General features: G+C 71.9%; 10 protein-coding genes. 2 read left to right on the top strand and 8 right to left on the bottom strand.

The genetic code is table 11. The features are described 5' to 3' along the window. Nucleotides 1-120: 120 nt before the first annotated feature. Nucleotides 121-1971 (top strand): glutamine--fructose-6-phosphate transaminase (isomerizing), encoded by a 1851-nt coding sequence (gene glmS / locus G569_RS0123690; protein ID WP_028065265.1) that lies wholly within the window; start codon nucleotides 121-123, stop codon nucleotides 1969-1971. Between the two features lie 48 nt (nucleotides 1972-2019). Here glmS and G569_RS0123685 read toward each other — a convergent pair whose 3' ends face one another. Continuing rightward, complete coding sequence (locus G569_RS0123685) at nucleotides 2020-3738, bottom strand: ATP-binding protein (protein WP_028065264.1); 1719 nt, start codon at nucleotides 3736-3738, stop codon at nucleotides 2020-2022. A 160-nt stretch (nucleotides 3739-3898) separates the two neighbouring features. Here G569_RS0123685 and G569_RS0123680 point away from each other — a divergent pair, with 160 nt between their 5' ends. Further along, on the top strand, nucleotides 3899-5059 hold the full coding sequence (locus tag G569_RS0123680; RefSeq protein WP_157592258.1) for a UDP-N-acetyl glucosamine 2-epimerase: 1161 nt from the start codon (nucleotides 3899-3901) through the stop codon (nucleotides 5057-5059). Between the two features lie 2 nt (nucleotides 5060-5061). On the opposite strand, the gene G569_RS50995 is transcribed toward G569_RS0123680, so the two are convergent. The 7 genes from G569_RS50995 to G569_RS58735 all read right to left on the bottom strand — a co-directional run bounded on the left by G569_RS50995 (nucleotide 5062) and on the right by G569_RS58735 (nucleotide 21188). Next, nucleotides 5062-6231, bottom strand: coding sequence for a glycosyltransferase family 4 protein (locus tag G569_RS50995; RefSeq protein ID WP_053226879.1), 1170 nt, complete (start codon nucleotides 6229-6231; stop codon nucleotides 5062-5064). Further along, on the bottom strand, nucleotides 6231-7379 hold the full coding sequence (locus G569_RS58755) for a glycosyltransferase (protein ID WP_053226878.1): 1149 nt from the start codon (nucleotides 7377-7379) through the stop codon (nucleotides 6231-6233). Before G569_RS58755 ends, G569_RS50995 begins: the two co-directional genes overlap by 1 nt. Beyond that, nucleotides 7379-8371, bottom strand: a complete 993-nt coding sequence (locus G569_RS58750) for a glycosyltransferase family 2 protein (protein ID WP_053226877.1) — start codon at nucleotides 8369-8371, stop codon at nucleotides 7379-7381. The genes G569_RS58755 and G569_RS58750 overlap by 1 nt, the downstream gene beginning before the upstream one ends. Before the next feature lie 78 nt (nucleotides 8372-8449). Continuing rightward, nucleotides 8450-13051 (bottom strand): Ig-like domain-containing protein, encoded by a 4602-nt coding sequence (locus G569_RS0123660; protein ID WP_169542226.1) that lies wholly within the window; start codon nucleotides 13049-13051, stop codon nucleotides 8450-8452. Nucleotides 13052-13361: 310 nt separating this feature from the next. Then, nucleotides 13362-15896, bottom strand: coding sequence for a LamG-like jellyroll fold domain-containing protein (locus tag G569_RS63980; protein ID WP_169542225.1), 2535 nt, complete (start codon nucleotides 15894-15896; stop codon nucleotides 13362-13364). A gap of 328 nt (nucleotides 15897-16224) precedes the next feature. Next, nucleotides 16225-18636, bottom strand: coding sequence for a LamG-like jellyroll fold domain-containing protein (locus G569_RS58740; protein WP_211233058.1), 2412 nt, complete (start codon nucleotides 18634-18636; stop codon nucleotides 16225-16227). A 227-nt stretch (nucleotides 18637-18863) separates the two neighbouring features. Beyond that, nucleotides 18864-21188 (bottom strand): LamG-like jellyroll fold domain-containing protein, encoded by a 2325-nt coding sequence (locus G569_RS58735; protein WP_053226875.1) that lies wholly within the window; start codon nucleotides 21186-21188, stop codon nucleotides 18864-18866. Nucleotides 21189-21552 lie beyond the last annotated feature (364 nt).

The raw sequence follows: 21552 nt of genomic DNA, 5'->3' as shown, positions 1-21552 counted from the left end.
CCACGTTCGCGCGGGGCTCTCGCCGGGCCCCGCGCCGACGCCATCCTGAACTGAAGGCCGGGGGAGGACCCTGGGGCCCGGCCTAGAATGCGTTCAAACCCGCCGGAAGGAGGCACGGCCATGTGCGGCATCGTGGGCTACGTCGGACAGCGGTCGGTGCAGGAGATCCTCCTGTCCGGCCTGGAGAAATTGGAGTACCGCGGCTACGACTCGGCCGGGATCTCGATGCAGACCGATGAGGGTCTGAGCTCGATCCGCGCAGTCGGAAACCTGTCGTCGCTGAAGGCCGCCATGGGCGAGCAGGACGCGAACGGCTCGGTCGCCGTGATGGCGCCGCCGGCCACGACCGGCATCGGCCACACGCGCTGGGCGACGCACGGGCGCGTGACCGAGGACAACGCGCATCCCCACTACGACCCCGAGAACCGGGTCCACGTGGTGGTCAACGGGATCGTCGAGAACTACGCCGAGCTCAAGCAGGAGCTGCTCGCCAAGGGCGCGCACTTCAGCTCGGAGACCGACGTCGAGGTGATCGCCCACCTGATCGCCGACCTCCTGGACGAGCACGGCCTGGTCGAGGCCACCCGGCTGACCTACAACCGCCTGCGCGGCCACTACTCCTTCGTCGCCGTCGCGGCCGAGGAGCCCGGCGTCCTGGTCGGCGCCCGCAAGGAGTGCCCGCTGATCGTCGGCCGCGGCGACGACGAGAACTTCCTCGCCTCCGGTATCCCCGCCTTCCTGGCGCACACCCGCACGGTCCAGGCGCTCGAGGACGACGAGCTGGTCGTGCTCACCGAGGACGGCGCGACGTTCCTGACCGCCGCCGGCGAGAGCTTCGAGCGCGAGACCCAGCGGATCGACTGGGACGCGGACGCCGCCGAGAAGGGCGGCTTCGAGACCTTCATGCTCAAGGAGATCCACGAGCAGGCCGACGCGGTGGCCGACACGATCGCCGACCGCACGGTCCGCCCCGACGGCGTCGATCTCCCCGAGCTCGACGACGAGCTGCTGCGCGGCGTCTCGCGCATCATCATCGTCGCCTGCGGCACCTCCTACCACGCGGGCCTGATCGGCCGCTACGCGATCGAGGAGTGGGCGCGGGTCCCGGTCGAGATGGACATCGCCTCCGAGTACCGGTACCGCAACCCGGTCGTCGGCCCCGGCGATCTCGTGATCGGCATCACGCAGTCGGGCGAGACGCTCGACACGCTGGCCGCGATGCGGCTCGCCCGCGAGCGCGGCGCGAGCGTCATCGCCGTCACGAACATCATGGGCTCGCAGGCCACGCGCGACGCCGACGGCGTCATCTACACCCGCGCGGGCCTGGAGATCGGCGTCGCCGCGACGAAGACCTTCGTCGCCCAGGTCGCGGTCATGTACCTGCTCGCGCTGCGTATCGGCGAGCTCAAGGGCACGCTGAGCGTCGAGCGCCGCACGGAGCTCGTGACCCGGCTCAAGCGCATCCCGCACGACATCGGCGCCATGCTCGACCGCGGCTCGGAGGCCATCGACCGCGCCGCCGAGCGGCACTTCAAGAAGGACTTCTTCCTGTACCTGGGCCGCCACGTCGGCCTGCCGGTCGGGCTCGAGGGCGCGCTCAAGCTCAAGGAGATCTCCTACATCGCGACCGACGCCTACGCGGCGGGCGAGATGAAGCACGGCCCGATCGCGCTGCTCGACCAGGACACGCCGGTCGTCGTCGTCGCGACCGACTCGCCGGTGCTCGAGAAGGTCATCTCGAACATGCAGGAGGTCCGCGTCCGCGGCGCGCACGTGATCGCGGTCGCGAGCGAGGGGACCGACCTCGGCGAGTACGCGGAGGAGACGCTCGAGGTGCCGCGCACGGACTGGATGCTCCAGCCGCTGCTGGCGGTCATCCCGCTGCAGCTGCTGGCCTACCGGATCGCGCGCCTGCGCGGCCTGAACGTCGACCAGCCGCGCAACCTGGCGAAGACCGTCACGGTCGAGTAGGGACGGCGCCGCGAGGCGCGCGGCACCGCGCGGCGGTGCCGCGGGCCGTCAGCGATCGGCCGCGGTGGCGGCCGCCCACAGGCGGCCGCCGAGCTCCTCGGCGGCACCCGCCGGGAGGACGAGCTGCGCGCCGGCGGTGATCAGCGACTCGGGCGACGGGTCCTCTTCGCGCTCGCCCGCGAGCGCCACGCGCCGCACGCCCACCAGCCGGTCGTCGGCGGCGAGGCGGCGCAGCAACGAGGTGGCGGGCATGTCGCCCGTCGCCGTGCCGACGACGACGGCGTCCGGCCGCAGCTCGACGGCGAGGCGCAACGCCTCCTCCGCGTCCTCGGCGACGCAGGTCACCGCGGCGCTGCCGATGCCCGTGAGGATCGACTCGGCGCGGCCGGGGACCCGCTCGACGATGACCACGGTCGGAACGGCGGGAGCCACGGGCTCGCCCATCAGCTCGACCTCGAGGTGCGAGCGCACGTACTCCGTGCGCTGCGCCGCCGCGGCCAGCTGGGCGAGCGAGGCGGTCGCGCTCGTGGACTCCGGCGGGCGCAGCGGGAGCGTGACCGTGAACAGCGCGCCGCCCTCCGGCGCCTGGCCGAGCTCGATCTCACCGCCGTGCAGCTCGACGAACTCGCGCACGATCGCCAGTCCCAGGCCGGCGCCCGCGCCGCTGGAGCGGCCGTCGCCGTCGAGGCCGGAGCGGAAGCGGCCGAAGACCTTCGCGCGGTGCTCCTCGGGCACGCCCGGGCCGGAGTCGGCGACCTCGAGCGACGCCGCGCCGTCACCGGCGGCGAGCGAGCAGCGCACGCGGCCGCCGATCGGCGCGTGCCGGATCGCGTTGGCGAGCAGGTTGGAGACGACCCGGCTCAGCCGCTCGACGTCGAACCGCGCCGAGACGGCGTTCGGCAGCGACAGCTCGAGCTCGATGTCGCGGTCCTCGGCCAGCGGCGCGAACTGCTCCGCGACCGTGCGGACGGCCTGTGACATGTCCGCGTTGACGAGCGTGAGCTGGACCTCGCCATGGTCGGCCTTGACCTGCTCGAGCATGTCGTTGATCTGCTCGAGCGCGTCCATCGCGGCGAGCCGGATGCCCGTCACCTGAGCGCGCACGTCGTCGCTCGCGGCGGTCCGCAGCACCTGCTCGGAGCGGGTGATGACGACGTGCAGGGGCGCGCGAAGGTCGTGCGAGAGCTCGCCGAGGAGTCGCTCCCGGTAGTCGTGCACCCGCGCCAGTCGCTGCGTCAGCGCCGACAGCTCGGCGTTCTGGCGGGCGAGCCGCTGCTCGACCCGCTTGCGGTCCGTGATCGGACGCCCCTCGGCGACGATGAACGCCACCTGGCCGTCACGGCCGCGCAGCGGGCGCAGGAGGAGGTCCAGCGTCCCGATGTCGCGCCCGGCGCTCTCGATCCGCACATCGGTGTCGAAGCGCACGAACCGCCCGTCGGCGACCGATTCGATCGCCTGGCGCAGGGTCATGATCGCCGTCTTGTCGGCACCGAGCCACCAGCCGGTGGTCCACAGCGGCAGGCCGATCACCTCGCTGCGGTCGACGCCGCCCGCGATCAGCGCCGCCGGGTTGACGTCCAGGACGTGCCCGTCGCCGTCGAGCAGCGCGATGAAGCTCGACGACTTGGCGTGCGCGACCTGGGCCATCAGGCGCCGCGTGATCGGATCCTCCTGCGCGCCTTCGACCTCGGCCATGCGCAGGCGCAGGGCCTCGACGGCGTCGAGAGAGGTGGTCCAGTGGTCGAGTCGTCGTCCGTGCGAGCTCATACGAGGAGGTCGGCGCTACGGCCGCCGCTCCAATCTACGCGACCGCGTCCACCGCGTGGGACATCTGCTCGGCTGGCCCTCCGGTTGGAGGGACCCTGAACGAAGGGGGAGGATCGCACGACCCCTTGATTGCAGCAGCTTAAGCTCGCCGGAGATTCCCGTGACCAGCATCTCAGACAACACCGTACGCATCTTCACTCAGCGCGTCGAGGACACCGACCGCCCCGCGGGCGGTGCGATCCTCCACGCGATCGGCTCCCGCTCGGAGGCCGTGCGCCTGGCGCCGGTCATCGCGGCGCTGCGGGCCAAGGGCATCCGTCAGACGATCGCCCGCCTGGTCGGCCCACAGGGCGCCGACGTCGACGTCCTGGACGCCGACGGCCGCCCCGACACCAAGGCCCTCGTCGACCATCCCCAGGGCTCTGAGGTCCAGCACACGGCCCGCGCGCTCGCCGCGGCCGAGCGGACGCTGGTCGAGAGCCCGCCCTCGATGCTCGTGCTCGGCGGCGACGCCGACGGCACGCTCGCCTTCGCGCTCGCCGCGTCCAAGCTCGGCATCCGCATCGCCCGCGTCGGCGGCGGCCTGCGCAGCGGCGACTTCTCCCAGTCGGAGGAGATCAACCGCGTGATGGGCGACCGCGTCGCCGACATCATCTTCACCGACAGCCGCCTGGCCGCGGACGCGCTCGAGAGCGAGGGCATCGGCGGCGACCGAGTCCATGTCGTGGGCAACCCCGCGATCGACCTGATGCGCGGCTGGGAGGCCGCCGCGCGCGAGCGCGCCGCCTACCGTCGCTTCGGCCTGCGCGCCGGCGGCTACGTGCTGGCCACGCTGCACCGCTCCGAGAACGTCCGCGACGACGCCCGGATGCTCGCCATCACCGGTGAGCTGGTCGAGCTGGCCCGCCGCACGCCCGTCGTGATGCCGCTGCACCCGATGACACGCGCGCTGATGGAGCAGCTCGGCGACGTCTCGCGGCTCGAGGCCGCCGGCGTGCACGTCACGCCGCCGCTGGGCTACCTCGACTTCCTCTCGCTCGAGCAGTCCGCGGGCGCGATCCTCACCGACTCGGCGGGCGTGCAGGACGAGGCGTCCGCGCTGGGCGTGCGCTGCTACACGCTGCGCCGCAGCACCGAGCGGATCGCCACGCTGACCTACGGCACCAACATCCTGCTGGGCGACGAGCCGGGGGACATCCGCTTCGTCGAGACCGGCCCGGCGGCGGCGACGCCCGCCGCGATCCCGCTGTGGGACGGCCGCTCCGCGACCCGCATCGCCGAGATCCTGGCCGACCGCGTCCTGGCCGCCGCGGCGGCCTGAGCCTAAGCCTGAGCCTGAAGCTTCGCGGCCGCCGCATAGGCGGCCGCGAGCGCGTGTGCGGCGGCCTCCCACGTGAGGTCGCCGATGCCCGCCAGGCTCGCCTCGCGCAGCTGCGCGAGTCGCGCAGGGTCGCCGGCGAGCGTCGCCAGGTGCGCTGTGAGCGCCGCGACGTCGCCGGCCGGATGCACGAGCGCGTCGACGCCGTCGGTGCACTGGGCGCCGCTGTGGTCGGAGACGACCAGCACGCAGCCTGAGCCGCGCGCCTCGTAGGTCACGAGCGCCGAGCCCTCCTCGACCGACGGCAGCACGAGCACGTCGGCCTCGCGCATCAGCGCGCCCGGGTCGGGGTGGAAGCCGTGGTGCTCGACGCGCGCCTCGCGCATCAGCGGCGCGAGCACCACGTCGTAGCCGGCGTCGATGCTGCCGGCGGCGACGAAGCGCGCGTCCGTCTCGTGCAGGCCGGCGGCGATCCACGCCTCCAGCGCCGTGTGCAGGCCCTTGCGCGGCTCCATCCGGCCCACGAACGCCGCCGTGAAGGGGCGTCCGGGCGGGCGTGGCGGGCCGACCGGGAAGCGCGCCGGGTCGTACCCGTACCGGTGCCGCAGGAGCTTCTCCGGCGGGGTCCCGTGCTCGCGGTGGGTGCGGGCGACGAAGTCCGACGGGCACAGCAGGGCCGTGGCGGCGGCGTACTCGCGCTCCTCGCGCTCCAGCCGGGCGGGCTCGACCAGGTGCGGGCTGCTCGGGTCGATCGGCACGCCGATCCGGCGCGTCTCGGCCAGCACGGCCTCGGCGGCGAACGCGGTGTGGGCGTTGGGGCGCTCGAGCACGGCGGGGACACCGGCGGCGCGCGCGGCGCGCAGCGTCCGCTCGGCGCCCTGCGGCCAGGTGTGCACGACGTCGTAGCGGTCCGCGTGCCGGGCGATCAGGCGGGCGGTGCGGGCGTCGTGGTAGGCCATCGCGCGTTCGAGGCCGAGCGCCCGGTAGGGCAGCTTCAAGGGGCCGACGCGCATCGACTCGAACCGGACTGTCGCGCCGTCGGCCGGGCGTTCGACGCTGCCGGCGGTGACGTCGACGGTCACGCCGATCCCGGTCAGCCCGGTCACGCCGTGCCAGGCGGTCGTGCCGATCCCGCTCGTCCCGAGGCGGGTGGGGAACGAGTACAGGACCCGCATCAGTCCGCGAGCGCGAGCTCGAGGAACGCGTCGAAGCGGCTGGCCCAGCTGTTGGCGGCGACGAACGCGAGCCGGTCCGCCTCGCCCGCCGGACCGCGCTCGAGAGCGCGGCGCGTGGCCGCGGCGAAGTCGCCGCCCTCGCCCACCAGCTCGACCGCGCCCTGCACGGCCGCGATCGGCGGCAGGTCGACGGCGGCGACGGGCCGCCCGCCGGCGAGATACTCGAACAGCTTCAGCGGGCTCATCGCCTCCGTCAGCGCGTTGCGCGCGTGCGGGACCAGGCAGGCGTCGGCGGCGCCGATCAGGCGCACGACCTCCTCGCGCGCCACGGGATCGTGGATCTCGACGTTGGGCAAGGTCCGCAGTGTGGCGAACTGGGCCTCGTCGAGCATCGTCCCCACCAACGTGAGCGAGCCGTCGGGGAACGCCTCGGCCACGGCCTGCGCCTGGCCGACGTCCACGCGTGAGTCGAGGCTGCCGACGTAGAGCAGCCGCGGGTGCGGCTTGCCGGCGAACCACGCCGGCGGCGCGCCGAGCGTCGCCCACTCGTCCGCGTCGACGCCGTTGGGAATCACCGCGTTCGGGCCGGTGGGCGCGATCCGGTCCAGCGCCTTGGCGGTGACGGCCACGACGCGCCGGCCGCGCTCGCGCACGCGCCGGAAGGCCTCTTCATAGGCCGGCCAGTACTGCCGCTGCGGCTCCGATGCCAGCCAGTCGTCCCACGCGTAGTAGGTGACCGGACCGGCCCAGGCGAAGTCCCCGAAGCCGGCGATCAGCGGGCTCCCGGTGATGATCGCGGGGCGCTCGAGGCCGTTCCGGCGCGCGGCCCGGCGCAGCCGCGCCTCATACCGGGCGACGGTGCGCGCGGGGTCCAGCGGGTCGGTGCGGCGCAGGCGGATCGGCTCGAACAGCTGCCGCGTCGCCGTCGCGGGGAACTCGGGATCGCCGCTGCGCCGCACGCGGGCGGTCAGCTTGCCGGCGAGGCTGCGGTACGGGTTGGCGATCAGCAGCCTCCGGACGTCCGGGTGGGCCATCAGCGTGGCCGCCAGCCGGTCCTCCGAGAACGACGAGCCCGTGGACACGCCATGCGCCCACGAGCTGAGGAAGAAGCTGAAGACGACGTCCTGGCCGCGCGGCCCGGGCGCCATCAGAGGACGGGCGTGCGGTGCCTGACCGAGCCGCGCAGCACCGCCACGACCTCGACCGCGTCCCGCACGGCGAAGAACGGCGCCATGTAGGCGGGCGCGCCGGCCTGGCGCGCGCGGCGCACGACGTGGGCGGCGTAGGGCAGCGCGAACACCGCGGCCGCCGGCTGCTTGCGCGCCAGCACGCCCGCGACGACGGCCTGCGCCAGCAGCGGGTGCGAGGGGTGGAAGAAGATCCCCTTGTCCAGGTGCGCCCGCAGCTCGGGGTAGTCCTTGTAGGTCTTGATGCAGTCCGTCGCCCGGAACGCGTCCTTGAGCGTGTTCATCGGGCCGCGCTCGTGGACGGCGTGGTAGACGAGCGCGTCCTCCGTGTAGACGCTCTCGACGCCCAGGCCCTTGGCGCGCCAGCCGAGGTCGGTGTCCTCGCCCGCCGGGGCGCCGTAGTGCTCGTTGAAGCCGTCGAGCTGCTCGAGGACCGCGCGCGGGTAGAGGATGTTCGCCGTCGGGTAGTGCGGGCTCGGCCCGTTGACCTCGAGCGTGCGGGCGAACGCGCCGTTGCGGTCGGCCTCCGCCGGGTTCGGGAGCGTGCGGCCCTGCACGATGACGTCCGTGCGCCCGCCCGCTCCGGCGAGCAGCTGCTCGAGCCAGTACGGCTGCGGCTCGCAGTCGTCGTCGGTGAAGGCGATCAGCGTGCCGCGCGCCTCACGCCACCCGCGGTTGCGGGCGGCGGCGGGACCGCGGCTCTGCGGCTGGCGCAGCGTGCGCAGCGCGAGCGCCTCCGGCCCGCCGGCCGCGAGCAGCGCCGGCGTGTCGTCGGATGAGCCGTCGTCGACCACGATGACCTCAAACGTGTCCGTTCCGACCGTCTGCGCGGCCAGCGCGTCCAGCATCCGCTGCAGGCGCTCGCGGCGGTTGTGGGTGGCGGCCACGACCGACACCAGGGGCGCGGACGCCGATTCGGGGGCGCTGCGGAGCGCTTGAGCGGTCTCGTGCATCGCTCGTCACGCTAGTGCATCCCCGACCGGGTCACGTCGACCCCTGGTCAGTCTCGACCTCGACCATTCGCTAGGTGGCTAGTTTCCGTACTCGAAGGGACCCGCGTCGGCGGCGGCGCCGACCGGGCGGGGCTTGTTGTTCATGTCGACCGACGGGTAGTTCGTCGGGCTGCCCTTGTCGATCTGGACGGCGCCCTTCGGGTACGACCAGTCGTGGTTGGCGATGCTGGTGAAGTTCGCCGTCGAGAACAGCGTCGAGACCATGCGGTCGGTCGAGCTGCAGGTGCGGTCCGACCAGACGTTGTACTCGAACGTCACCGAGCCCTTCAGGCAGCTGCCGATCTTGCCGACGTTGCCGCGGATGACCGCGCCGGAGTCGCCGGAGCAGCCGTACCAGGAGGTCTCGATGACGTTGTAGGCGACCAACCAGCCCGTCTTCTTCGACGGGTCGGGGGTGTTGCAGCCCTGGAAGAACGGATAGCCGGTCTTGTCGAGCTCCGTCCGGTCGGTCGGGGACTCGAAGATGTTGTTCGTCCAGGTGTAGTTGGTCTGGTCGTACGGGGCCGAGTCGCCGAAGGCGCCGACGTTGATGTTCATCACGTTGCAGCCCCACCAGTGGGTGCGGTTCAGCGTCAGGCCCGGCGTGGCGGGCGCGAGGAAGCACTCGTTGTGGACGTCGGCCGCGGTGCGGCGCATCGAGTGGATCTTCGCGTCCTCGAACGTGATGTTGGAGTTCGGGCCGTACCCGCTCGTGGACGGGCCGGGGACCGTGGACTCCATCAGCGGCGTGTCGAGGTTGCAGCAGATGTCGCCGTGGCGCAGCGTCGTCTTGTCGGTGTCACCACCGAAGTAGACGGCCTTGCCGGTCGACCACTTCTTGTCGATCGTGAAGCCGTCGATCGTGATGTTGGTCGTGTGGAAGAAGCGGACGTTGCCGATCGAGAACGGGCCGATCAGCGTGATCCAGTCCGCGCGTCGCTGGCCGGTGCCACCGAACGCGGAGTCCTCGCCGAAGTCGAGCTGGCCGTTGATCGCGACCGTGCCGCCGGAGGCGCGGAACGTGATGCCCGGGGCGGTGCCACGGACGCTGCGGTTGCTCAGCTTCTGGCCGCTGTAGCTGCCGGCCTTGACGCCGATGACGTCACCCATGCTCGCGGCCTTCCAGGCGGCGTCGAACGTCGCGCACGCGCCGGCGTCGACGTAGTCGCTCGCGGTCGTCTTGCGGGCGCAGGTACCGCCGTTGGGGTCGATCCACAGGTTGGCCTGGGTGAGGTCGCCGGTGTCAGGCACCGACGTGGGCGTGGCGGTGACCGTCGGGGAGGCGGTCGCCGTGGCCGTCGCGGTCGCCGTCGGGGTGGCCGTGGCGGTGGCGGTGGCCGTAGCGGTCGCCGTCGGCGTGGCCGTGGCGGTCGGGGTCGCCGTGGCCGTGGGCGTGGCCGTGGCGGTCGGCGTCGCGGTCGCGGTGGGCGTCGGCGTCGGGGTGGGCGTCGGGCACGCGTTCGTGTAGGTGCCGGCGACCGCTTCGGGGCGGTAGGACTCGTTGCCCGCCGCGTCGACCGCGGTGATGCCGAACTGGTAGCTCGTCCCGCAGGCCAGGCCCGTGATCGTGTACGTCGGCTGCACCGTCGTGCCGCGGAGGCTGTTGGTGTCGCCGTTGTAGACCTTGTAGCCGACCACGCCGACGTTGTCGGTCGACGCGTTCCAGCTCAGCGTGACCGACGTGTCGGTGCGGGCGCTGGTGACCAGGCCCTTGATCCCGCTCGGCGGGGTCTTGTCGGGCGTCGGGGTGGGGGTCGCCGTCGCCGTGGGCGTGGCGGTCGGCGTCGCCGTCGGGGTGGCCGTCGGGGTGGCGGTGGGGGTCGCGGTGGGCGTGGCCGTGGGGGTGGCCGTGGGCGTCGCGGTCGGGGTCGGGGTCGGCGTGGGCGCCGCGTCGACCGTGAACGCGCGCGTCGCGTCGCTGGCATCGGTGTTGCCCGCCCCGTCCTTGGCCCGGACACGGAACGTGTAGGCGCCGAGCGCCAGGCTGCTGTACGCCTTCGGCGAGGTGCAGGTGCTCCAGCTGCCCGTCGTGGAGCCCGGGCCGTCGAGGCGGCAGTCGAACGTCGAGCCGCTCTCGGTCGCGGTGAAGGCGAACGACGCCGACGTCGCGGTCTGCGAGCCCGACGGACCCGACGAGATGCTCGTGTCCGGCGCGATCGTGTCGATGCGCAGCGTGCGCGTGAACGACGCCGTGGACACGTTCCCCGCGGTGTCGGTCGCCCGCGCCGAGTAGCCGTGCGTGCCGTCACTGACACCGGTGAGCTGGAGCGTCCAGACGCCCGAGCCGTTGGTGGTCGTCGTGCCTCGCGGCCCGGCCGACTCGGACACGGTCACGGAGGAGCCCGCCTCGGCGGTGCCACTCAGCGTGAAGGTCGACGTGGTCACCCACGCGTTCTCCGACGGCGACGAGAACGTCGGCGCCGACGGGGCGGTCGCGTCGACCGTGAACGTCTGGGTGACGGGGGCGCCGGTGCGGCCGGCGGCGCTGGTCGCCACGACCGAGAACGTGTAGGCGCCGTCGGCGAGCGACGAGTACGCCTTCGGCGACGTGCAGGCGCCGTCGCTGCCCGTCGTGGCGCCCGGGCCGTCGAGGCGGCAGCTGAACGTCGCCCCGCTCGCGTCGGCCGCGAACGTGAACGAGGGGCTGCGGGTCGAGGTCAGGCCGGACGGGCCGGAGTTGATGTTGGAGGCGGGCACGGACGAGTCGACCTGCAGCGTGCGGGCCGAAGAGGGCGCGGAGGGGTTGCCCGCCGCGTCGGTGGCGCGCGCCCAGTACGTGTGCGAGCCGTCGGCGGCGTTGGGGACCTGCACGGACCAGGCACCCGAGTCGTCGGCCGTGGCGACGCCGAGCGAAGCCAGGCCCTCGAAGAGCTCCACCGAGGCGTTCGCCTCGCCGGTGCCGGACACCGACACCGTCTTGGAGGCGAGCAGCGCCCCCTCGTCCGGCGAGGTGATCGCGGGCGCGTCAGGCGCCGTGGTGTCGATCCGGACGGTGCGGGTCGCGGACGCGCCCGAGCGGTTGCCCACGGCGTCGGTCGCGGTGACCGTGAAGCCGTGTGTGCCATCGCTGACACCGTTGACCGTCGCGGTCCAGGCGCCGCCGGCGGCGGCCTGGGCGGTGGCGACCGTGGTCGCGCCGTCGAGGACGGCGATCGCGGCGTTGCCCTCGGCGGTGCCCGAGAGCGTCACCGAGGAGGAGGCGAGCAGCGCGTTGTCCGCCGGCGAGCCGACGACGGGCGCGGCCGGCGCGACGGTGTCGATCGTGACCCGGTTCGCGGACGAGGCCGCCGACGTGTTGCCGGCGGCGTCGGAGGCGTAGGCGGAGTACGCGTGCGCGCCTTCGCCGACGGCGCTGAGCACGAGGCTCCAGCTGCCGCCGCCGTTGACCGTGGTGTTCCCGCGCGAGACGGCGCCGTCGTAGACGGCGATCGTCGCGCCCACCTCGCCCGTGCCGGAGACGGTCACCGTCGCTGAGCCCTGGACGCTGCCGTCGGCCGGCGTGAGCACGACGGGAACGGCCGGGGCCCGCGTGTCGACGCGCACGCTGCGCGCCGTCGAGGCGGGTGAGGTCGCGCCGCCGGAGGCGGTGGCGGTCGCGGTGTACGTGTGCGTGCCGTCGGCGACGCCGCCGATCGAGGCCGACCACGTGCCGGAGATCGACGTCGTCGCGGTGGCGCGAACGGTCGCGCCCTCGTAGACCGTGATCGTCGTGTTGGTCGCGGCGGTGCCGGACAGGGTGACCGTCGACGACGTGTACCAGGCGTTGTCCGCGGGGCTCGTGATCGCAGGCGCGGGCGGGGCGGCCGCGGCGACCGTGAACGCGTTCGACGCCGGGCTGGGGTCGGCGGTCGCGGACGGGCTGATCGCGCGGACGAGGAACGTGTAGCTGCCGGCCGCGAGGCCGCTGTAGGACTTCGGCGACGAGCACGGCGAGAAGCTGCCGGCGCCGCTGGGGCCGTCCAGGCGGCACTCGAAGGTCGAGCCGGAGATCGTCGCGCTGAAGCTGAACGACGACGACGCGCCGGTGGAGGCGGACGTGATGGTCGTGTCGGGCGCGGGCGAGTTGCCGACCGTGACGGTGCGCGTGCCGGCGGCGGAGATGTTGCCCGCCATGTCACGGGCGCGGGCGGTGAAGGTGCGCGTCCCGGTGGTCACGCCGGTCATCGCGCGAGACCACGACCCCCCGCTGACCGCGACGGTGCCACGCGAGGAGCCGTTCTCGAAGACCTCGACCGTGGCGCCGTTCTCGGCCGTGCCGGTGAGCGTGAAGTCCGACGGGACGGAGCTTCCCTCGGCGGGCGCGGTGAAGACCGGCGCGGCGGGCGCGGTGGAGTCGACGCGGATCACCTTCATCGCGGACGCCGGCGAGGTGCCGGTGGCGTTGGACGCCTTCGCGCTGAACAGGTGATCGCCGTCGGCGACGTTGGTGAGCGTCTTGGACCAGGCGCCGGAGTTGTTGGCGGTGGTCGTGCCGGCCGAGGTGGTGTCGTCGAAGAGCTCGACCGTCACGTTGGCCTCGGCGGTACCCGTGAACACGATCGTGCTCGAGGTGCTCCACGTGTAACTCCCCGGTGAGTTGATCGCGGGGGTGCCGGGCGCCGCATGCGCGGCGGTCGGGCAGACGAGCGCTGCGAGCGCCACCGCCACCAGACCCACCCGGACACGCGCGGATACGCGTGGGAACGAACCCATCCTCAAGACGACCACCCCGTTCGCCGTCTACGCATCCCGTTGCGCAAATCCGGCATGTGCGATTCGACCGCGCTGACCATGCGCGGACCCCAGCCTGCACTGACCATGTACAGGTACGCCCACGACGAAGCGACTCATGCCGCCTCGGCGGGGTCAATATACAGACCTCGGCTAGGAGGAGATAGTCAACGAAGCCGAAAGGTGTACGACCCCGCCGCGGGGCGGCGTCCCGGAGCCCGGGACGCCTCGCCCACGGGTGTCAGTTGCCGTATTCGTACGGGCCGGCGTCAGGTGCCGCGCCGACCGGACGGGCACGGTTGTTCATGTCCGTCGCGGTGTAGTTGGACGGGTGGCCCTTGTCGATCTGGAACGCGCCGGCCTTGTAGCTCCAGTCGTGGGCGGCGATGTTGGTGAAGTTCGCGCTCGAGAAGAGCGTCGAGCTCATCTTGTCGGTGCTGCCACACGTGCGGTCCGACCAGACGTTGTATTCGAACGTCACGCCAGAGAGACAACTCGAGCCGATCTTGCCGACGTTGGCCCGCAGCGTGAGCCCGCTGTCGCCGGGGCAGCTGTACCAGCCGGTCTCGATGACGTTGTAGGCGACGACCCAGCCGGGCTTGGTGGACGGCGCCGGCGTGTTGCAGCCCTGGAACATCGGGAAGCCCGTCTTGTCGTTCTCGTTGCGATCGGTGGGCGACTCGAAGATGTTGTTCGTCCACTTGTAGTTGGACTGTGAATAGTCCGTCGAGTCACCGAACGCACCGATGTTGATGTTCATGACATTGCACCCGTACCAATGGGTGCGGTTGAGCGTCAGGCCGGGTGTCGCCGGTGCCAGGAAGCACTCGTTGTGGACATCGGCGCTGTTGCGGCGCATCGAGTGGATCTTCGCGTCCTCGAAGGTGATGTTCGAGTTCGGGCCGTAACCGTTGGACGCCGGACCCGGGACCGTCGACTCCATCAGCGGCGTGTCCAGGTTGCAGCAGATGTCGGCGTGGCGCAGCGTCGTCTTGTCGGTGTCGCCGCCGAAGTAGACCGCCTTGCCGGTGGTCCACTTCTTGTCGGTGGTGAAGCCGTCGATCGTGATGTTCGTGCTGTGGAAGAAGCGGATGCTGCCGATCGTGAACGGCCCGACGAGGGTGATCCAGTCGGCGCGCTGCTGGCTGGAGCCGCCGAAGACCGGGTCGGCGCCGAAGTCCAGCTGGCCGTTGATGGCGACCGTGCCGCCGTCGGCGCGGAAGGTCACGCCGGGCGAGGTGCCGCGGACGCTGCGGTTGCTCATGGTCTGCGAGCCGTACGTACCCGGCTTGATGCCGACCGTGTCGCCCATGCTCGCGGCCTTCCAGGCCGCGTCGAGCGAGCCGCAGGCAGCCGCGTCGGCGTAGGCGCCCGCGGTGGACTGGCGCGAGCAGCTGCCGCCGTTGGTGTCGACCCACAGGTTGGCCGAGCCCGTCGGCTGCGGCGAAGGCGTGGCCGTAGGCGTCGCGGTCGGGGTCGCCGTGACCGTGGGGGTCGCCGTCGCGGTGGGGGTCGCCGTCGGCGTCGGCGTCGGCGTGGCCGGGCAGGCCGCCGTGAACGTGCTGGCGATCGCCTCAGGCCGGTAGGACTCGTTGCCGGCCGCGTCGACGGCGGTGATGCCGAAGTCGTAGCTGGTGCCGCAGGCCAGGCCCGTGGCCGTGTAGGTGGCCTGCGTCGTCGTGCCGCGCAGGTTGGAGGTGTTGCCGTTGTAGATCCGGTAGCCGGTCACGCCGACGTTGTCGGTCGACGGGTTCCAGCTCAGCGTCACCGAGGTCGTGGTGCGGTTGCTGGTCGTCAGGCCCTGGGGCACGCTCGGCGCCTGGCGGTCCGGCGTGGCCGTCGGGGAGGCCGTGGCGGTCGCCGTGGGCGTGGCGGTCGCGGTCGCCGTGGGCGTGGCCGTCGGGGTCGAAGTGGGGGTCGCCGTGGGCGTGGCGGTGGCGGTCGCCGTCGCGGTCGGGGTGGGCGTTGCGGTCGGCGTCGGCGTGGGCGTCCGGGTCGGCGTGGCGGTCGCGGTCGGCGTCGGCGTGACGGTCGGCGCGGGCGTCGCGGTGGGCTCCGGCGTCGCGGTGGGCGTCGGGAGCAGCGGCGGGAGCGGCGGGAGCGGCGGCAACGTCGGCACCAGCGGGCCCGGGTCGACCGACGTGAACGCCGGCGGCAGGACCGCCGCGGCGCGGTCGGCCTTCAGATCCGCCGTGCTCAGGGTCCGCGTGTACACGCGGACGTCGTCGAGCGCGCCCTTGAAGCCCGCGCCGAGCCGCAGGGCGTCGGCCGCGCCGGCCGTCGTCTGCGTGCCCTTTGCGACTCGCTTGCCGTCGATGAAGACCTGCTGCGTGCGGCCGTCGGTGGTGACGGCCAGATGCGCCCAGCGGTTGAGCGTCAGGCGCTTGTCGGAGGCCACCTCGAGGCCGGCGCCCAGCACGAGCTGCGCACCGCCGCGGCCGGCCGCGACCAGCACGACGCGCCGCGTGTTGCGCGCGGTCGGCTTGACCCACGCCTCGACGGTCACGGCTCTTGCCGCGGTCGCCGGCAGGGTGACGACCGAGGTCTTGCCGTTGAAGAGGGCGGCGCCACCATGACGGCCGCCGGTGCGGGCGACGTCTGAGGCGGTGCCGTTGTTCTGCGCGCCGGAGGCGTCGGAGAACACGTCGCCGGAGGCCTCGTCGAACGCCCAGGCGCCGGCCAGCCCGGAGCCGGCCGCGGATGCGGTGGCGGGGAGCAGCGCGGCGGCCGCCGCGGCGGTCACGAGTGCTGCCGAGCAGCGGCGGATGGTCGTCATGAGGGTGAGGCGGTCCGGCATCGGGTCCTCCGAGGGGAGAGCGGCGGTGGCAATGACCTGTCTTTGAAGGTCATCGGCGCACCGAAATTGATCCGGATAGGGCTCAGACCCCATACGCGTCATCGGCACCTCCCCTAGGCGCACGTACGGCAGATCGAAGTGATGCCACGCGCGACCGACCCGTGTGACATCGAGGTCAAATGAGATGCTCGAAGTTCCCCTGACGAACCTCTCGGCAGCGTTGATACCTCGGACTGCCGCCCGGGAAACCAGATGTAGAAGCGAATCGGCCCGCGCCGGTGGGCGCGGGCCGATCGAACTTCGAGGTTTAGTTTCCGTACTCGAAGGGCCCGGCGTCCGGCGCCGCGCCGACCGGGCGCGGCCGGTTGTTGATGTCAGTCGCCGTGTAGTTGGTCGGGCTGCCCTTGTCGATCTGGACGGCGCCGGCCTTGATCGACCAGTTGTGGTTGGCGATGTCGGCGAAGTTCGCGCTCGAGAAGAGCGTCGAGCTCATCTTGTCGGTGGAGCCGCAGGTGCGGTCCGACCAGACGTTGTACTCGAAGGTCACGCCGCTGCCGAGGCAGCTGGAGCCGATCTTGCCCACGTTGGCGCGCAGCGTCAGGCCCGTCTCGCCGGGGCAGGAGTACCAGCCGGTCTCGATCATGTTGTAGGCGACGACCCAGCCGGGCTTGGTGGAAGGGCTGGGCGTGTTGCAGCCCTGGAACATCGGGAAGCCGGTCTTGTCGTTCTCGTTCTTGTCGGTCGGGGACTCGAAGATGTTGTTCGTCCACTTGTAGTTGGACTGGGAGTACGGGGTCGAGTCACCGAAGGCGCCGATGTTGATGTTCATGACGTTGCAGCCGTACCAGTGCGTGCGGTTGAGCGTCAGGCCCGGGGTCGCCGGGGCGAGGAAGCACTCGTTGTGCACCGTGTCGCTGGTGCGGCGCATCGAGTGGATCTTCGCGTCCTCGAACGTGATGTTCGAGTTCGCGCCGTAGCCCGCGCTGGCCGGACCCGGCACCGTGGACTCCATCAGCGGCGTATCGAGGTTGCAGCAGATGTCCGCGTTGCGGAGCGTGGTCTTGTCGGTGTCGCCGCCGAAGTAGACGGCCTTGCCCTCGGTCCACTTCTTGTCGGTGGTGAAGCCGTCGATGGTGATGTTGGTGGTGTGGAAGAAGCGGACGCTGCCGATCGTGTACGGGCCGATCAGGGTGATCCAGTCGGCGCGCTGCTGGCTGGAGCCGCCGAAGACCGGGTCGGCGCCGAAGTCGAGCTGGCCGTTGATGGCGACGGTGCCGCCGGCGGCCTGGAACGTGACGCCCGGCGAGGTGCCGCGGACGCTGCGGTTGCTCAAGGTCTGAGCGCCGTAGCTGCCGGCCTTGACGCCGACGACGTCACCCATCGAGGCGGCCTTCCAGGCGGCGTCGAAAGAGCCGCAGGCCGCGGCGTCGTTGTAGGCACCGGCGGTCGCCTGGCGGGCGCAGCTGCCGCCGTTGGTGTCGACCCACAGGTTCGCGGAGCTCAGGTTCCCGCTCGGCGGGGTGGGCGTCGCGGTCGGGGTCGGGGTCGCGGTCGGGCTCGGGGTCGCGGTCGCGGTGGGCGACGGGGTGGCCGTGGGCGAAGGCGTCGCCGTGGGCGTCGCGACCGGGCACGCCGCGGTCGAGGTGCTCGCGACGGCCTCGGGACGGTAGGACTCGTTGCCGGCCGCGTCGACCGCGGTGACGCCGAACGCGTAGTCGGTCCCGCAGGTCAGACCGGAGAAGGTGTAGGACGGGGAGACGGTCGAGCCGAGCAGCGTCGTCCCGTTGTACAGGCGGTAGCCGGTCACGCCGACGTTGTCGGTCGAGGCGTTCCAGCTCAGCGTCACCGACGTGGTCGTGCGCGCGCTGGTGTTCAGGCCCTGCGGGACGCTCGGCGCGGTGCTGTCCGGCACCGGCGTGGGCGTCGGGCTCGCCGTGGGGGTCGGGCTCGGCGTGGACGTCGGCGTGGGCGTGGGCGTCGGGGTCGGCGCGGGGGCGGGCGTCGTGACGGCCTTGTTGGAGTCGGCGATGATCTCGGTCGCGGTCAGCGCGCGGTTGTAGACGCGGACGTCGTCGATCGCGCCCTTGAAGTACTCGCCCCAGACGGAGTTGCCGCCGATGCGGAGCGGGCTGCCGGAGATCGGCGCCGAGCCCTTCAGCGCGGCGGAGGCGACCTGCGTGCCGTTGACGAAGACGCGCTGCGTCGCGCCGTCCCAGGTCGTTGCGAGGTGGGTCCACTTCGACAGCGCGAGCGTGGACGGGCCCTGCGTGGCGGCGTCGCGGCCGGCCCAGACGTGGCCGGCCGGGCGGCTGGCGTCATCACCCGCGTAGAGCGCGTAGGCGAGGTTGGCGGACTGCTCCTTGAGCACGACCGTGCGCCACTGGCCGGTGATCGTCGAGGGCTTGACCCACGCCTCGATCGTCAGCGCGCCCGAGAGGTCGAGCGACGCGGAGTCCGGCACCGTGACCATCGAGCTGGTGCCGTTGAAGTCGAGCGCGCCGCCGTTCTTGCCCGTCGTGCGGGCGATGTTGGCGACGGTGCCGTTGTTGCGGGCGCCGGAGACGTCGGCGACCGTGCTGCCGGAGGTCTCGTCGAACGACCATGCACCCACGAGGCCGTTGGACTGCGCTGCGGCGACGCCTGCCGGGACTGTCATCGCCAGGCCGAGCGTGGCCAGGATGGCGGCGGAACGCCGCGCCGTTCTGTGCAGCGATTGCATGCGGGAGCGCATCGATTGATCGATGTGCGACATCTGGACCTCCAAAGCGGAAGAGGGGGTTGTGACCAGGCCCCCGGACCAACGGGGGCTTCGAAACGAATTCCCTCTCCCATCGGCCACGCGGCGGTCCAGGCGGCATAGGGTGCTCCCCCTATTCGGGGAGGCGCGGGTGCTGCTATAAGCGGCGCGGCGGCCCTGGGGGCAGGACCGCCGCGCCTTCCGGGCGGCTAGTTTCCGTACTCGTAGGCGCCCGCGTCAGGGGCAGCGCCCACCGGCCGCGCGCGGTTGTTCATGTCCGTCGAGGGATAGTTCGACGGGTTGCCCTTGTCGATCTGGAAGGCGCCGGGGCGGTAGCTCCAGTCGTGGGCGGCGATGTTGGTGAAGTTCGCGCTCGAGAAGAGCGTCGAGCTCATCTTGTCGGTGCTGCCGCAGGTGCGGTCCGACCAGACGTTGTATTCGAAGGTCACGCCGCCGCCGAGGCAGCTGGAGCCGATCTTGCCCACGTTGGCGCGCAGCGTCAGGCCGCTCTCGCCGGGGCAGGAGTACCACCCGGTCTCGATGATGTTGTACGCCACGACCCAGCCCGGCTTGGTCGAGGGACTGGGCGTGTTGCAGCCCTGGAACATCGGGAAGCCGGTCTTGTCGTTCTCGTTGCGGTCCGTGGGCGACTCGAAGATGTTGTTGGTCCAGGTGTAGTTGGACTGCGAGTACGGCGTCGAGTCACCGAAGGCGCCGATGTTGATGTTCATGACATTGCAGCCGTACCAGTGCGTGCGGTTGAGCGTCAGGCCGGGCGTCGCCGGTGCGAGGAAGCACTCGTTGTGGACGTCGGCCGCGGTGCGGCGCATGTCGTGGATCTCCGCGTCCTGGAACGTGATGTTCGCGTTCGGGCCGTAGCCGTTGGACGCGGGCCCCGGGACGGTGGACTCCATCAGCGGGCTGTCGAGGTTGCAGCAGATGTCCGCGTTGCGCAGCGTGGTCTTGTCGGTGTCACCACCGAAGTAGACGGCCTTGCCCTCGGTCCACTTCTTGTCGGAGGTGAACCCGTCGATCGTGATGTTGGTGGTGTGGAAGAACCGGATGCTGCCGATCGTGAACGGGCCGACCATCGTGATCCAGTCGGCGCGCAGCTGACCGGAGCCGCCGAACACCGGGTCAGCGCCGAAGTCGAGCTGGCCGTTGATGGCGACCGTGCCGCCGACGGCGCGGAACGTGACGCCCGGCGAGGTGCCGCGGACGCTGCGGTTGCTCAGCGTCTGGGAGCCGTAGCTGCCGGCGCGGATCCCGACGGTGTCACCCATCGAGGCGGCCTTCCAGGCGGCGTCGAGCGTGCCGCAGGCGGCCGCGTCGGCGTATGCGCCCGCCGTGGACTGGCGCGAGCAGCTGCCGCCGTTGGTGTCGACCCACAGGTTCGCCTTGTCCGAGGCGGGCGGCGTCGGGGTGGCGGTGGGCGTGGCGGTGGGCGTTGCCGTCGGCGTGGCGCTGGGCGTGGCCGTCGGCGTTGCCGTGGGGGTGGGCGTCGGCGTCGGCGTCGCCGAGCACGCGGCGGTCGACGTCCCGGCGACCGCCTCCGGGCGGTAGGACTCGTTGCCGGCCGCGTCGACCGCGGTCACGCCGAAGGAGTAGTTGGTGCCACACGCCAGACCGGTGATCGTGTAGCTCGGCTGAGTCGTCGTGCCGCGCAGGCTCGTCGTGTCACCGTTGTAGATCCGGTAGCCGGTCACGCCGACGTTGTCGGTGGACGCGTTCCAGCTCAGCGTCACCGACGTCTGCGTGCGGGCGCTGGTGTTCAGGCCCTGCGGGACGCTCGGTGCCGTCCGGTCCGGGCTCGCCGTCGCCGTGGGCGTGGCGGTCGGCGTCGGCGTCGGCGTCGGCGCGGGGTTCGCGCTCGTGACCGGCGTGTTGGAGTCGCTCACGACCTCGGCGGCGGTGAGTGCTCGGTTGTAGACGCGGACGTCGTCGATCGCGCCCTTGAAGTACTCGCCCCAGATCGAGTTGCCGCCGATGCGCAGCGGGCTCGAGCTCGTCATCGCCCGGCCGCTCACCGCGAGGCTGCCGACCTGCGTGCCGTTGAGGTAGAGGCGCATCGTGGCGCCGTCCCATGTCTGCGCGACGTGCGACCACACGTTGAGCGCCGGCGCCGAGCTGCCCGTCGCGACCTTGTCGCCGTTCGTCCACACGTGACCGCTCGGGCGGCCGTTGGCATCGACCGCGTAGACGCCGTAGACGATGTTGGCCGGCTGCTCCTTGACCAGGATCGTGCGCCACGCGCCGCTCAGCGACGAGGGCTTGACCCACGCCTCGACCGTCACGCCGGTGGTCGCGTCCAGCGACGCGGAGTCGGGGACGGTCACCATCGAGCTCGTCCCGTCGAAGTTCAGCGCCCCGCCGTACTTGCCGGTCGTGAACGTGGTGTTGGCCGCGGTGCCGTTGTTCCCGGCGCCGGACGTGTCGGTGATCTTCGTCCCCGACGTCTCGTCGAAGCTCCATGCCCCGACGAGGCCTGCGGGTGCCGCTGCCGCGGGAGCGGCGCTGACCAACGCCGATGCCACGAGGGCCCCCGCTACGAGCTTCCCGAAAAGTTGACCGCGCTTGCTGCGCGGGTACGTCGACCAACGACGGCCCGAAGCCGCCGTGCTCCCCTGCACGAACATTGCACCTCCCGATGCGTTCCACCTGCGCCGCGCATCAACGCGACGCAGCGCGAAGCCGAAGCGCCTCCCATGGCACCCCTCGACCCGCTATGTACCGCAGGAACCCCTGCTCCCACAGGGTTGACCAACCTGCGATGTTCCCCTGACGAACTTCCGGACCCGCTGATGCTCGCCAACGACGAGCACGAAACCTGCCCGACTGCGTTCCTTATAGCGGACGACCCACTATCAATGACGTCTATGAAGCGGTCTTTCGCGCTGT

This window comes from Solirubrobacter soli DSM 22325, from assembly GCF_000423665.1.
GTDB lineage: Bacteria > Actinomycetota > Thermoleophilia > Solirubrobacterales > Solirubrobacteraceae > Solirubrobacter > Solirubrobacter soli.
The sequence above is the reverse complement of the archived record's forward strand: the minus strand, read 5'-3'. Positions and strand labels throughout refer to the sequence as shown.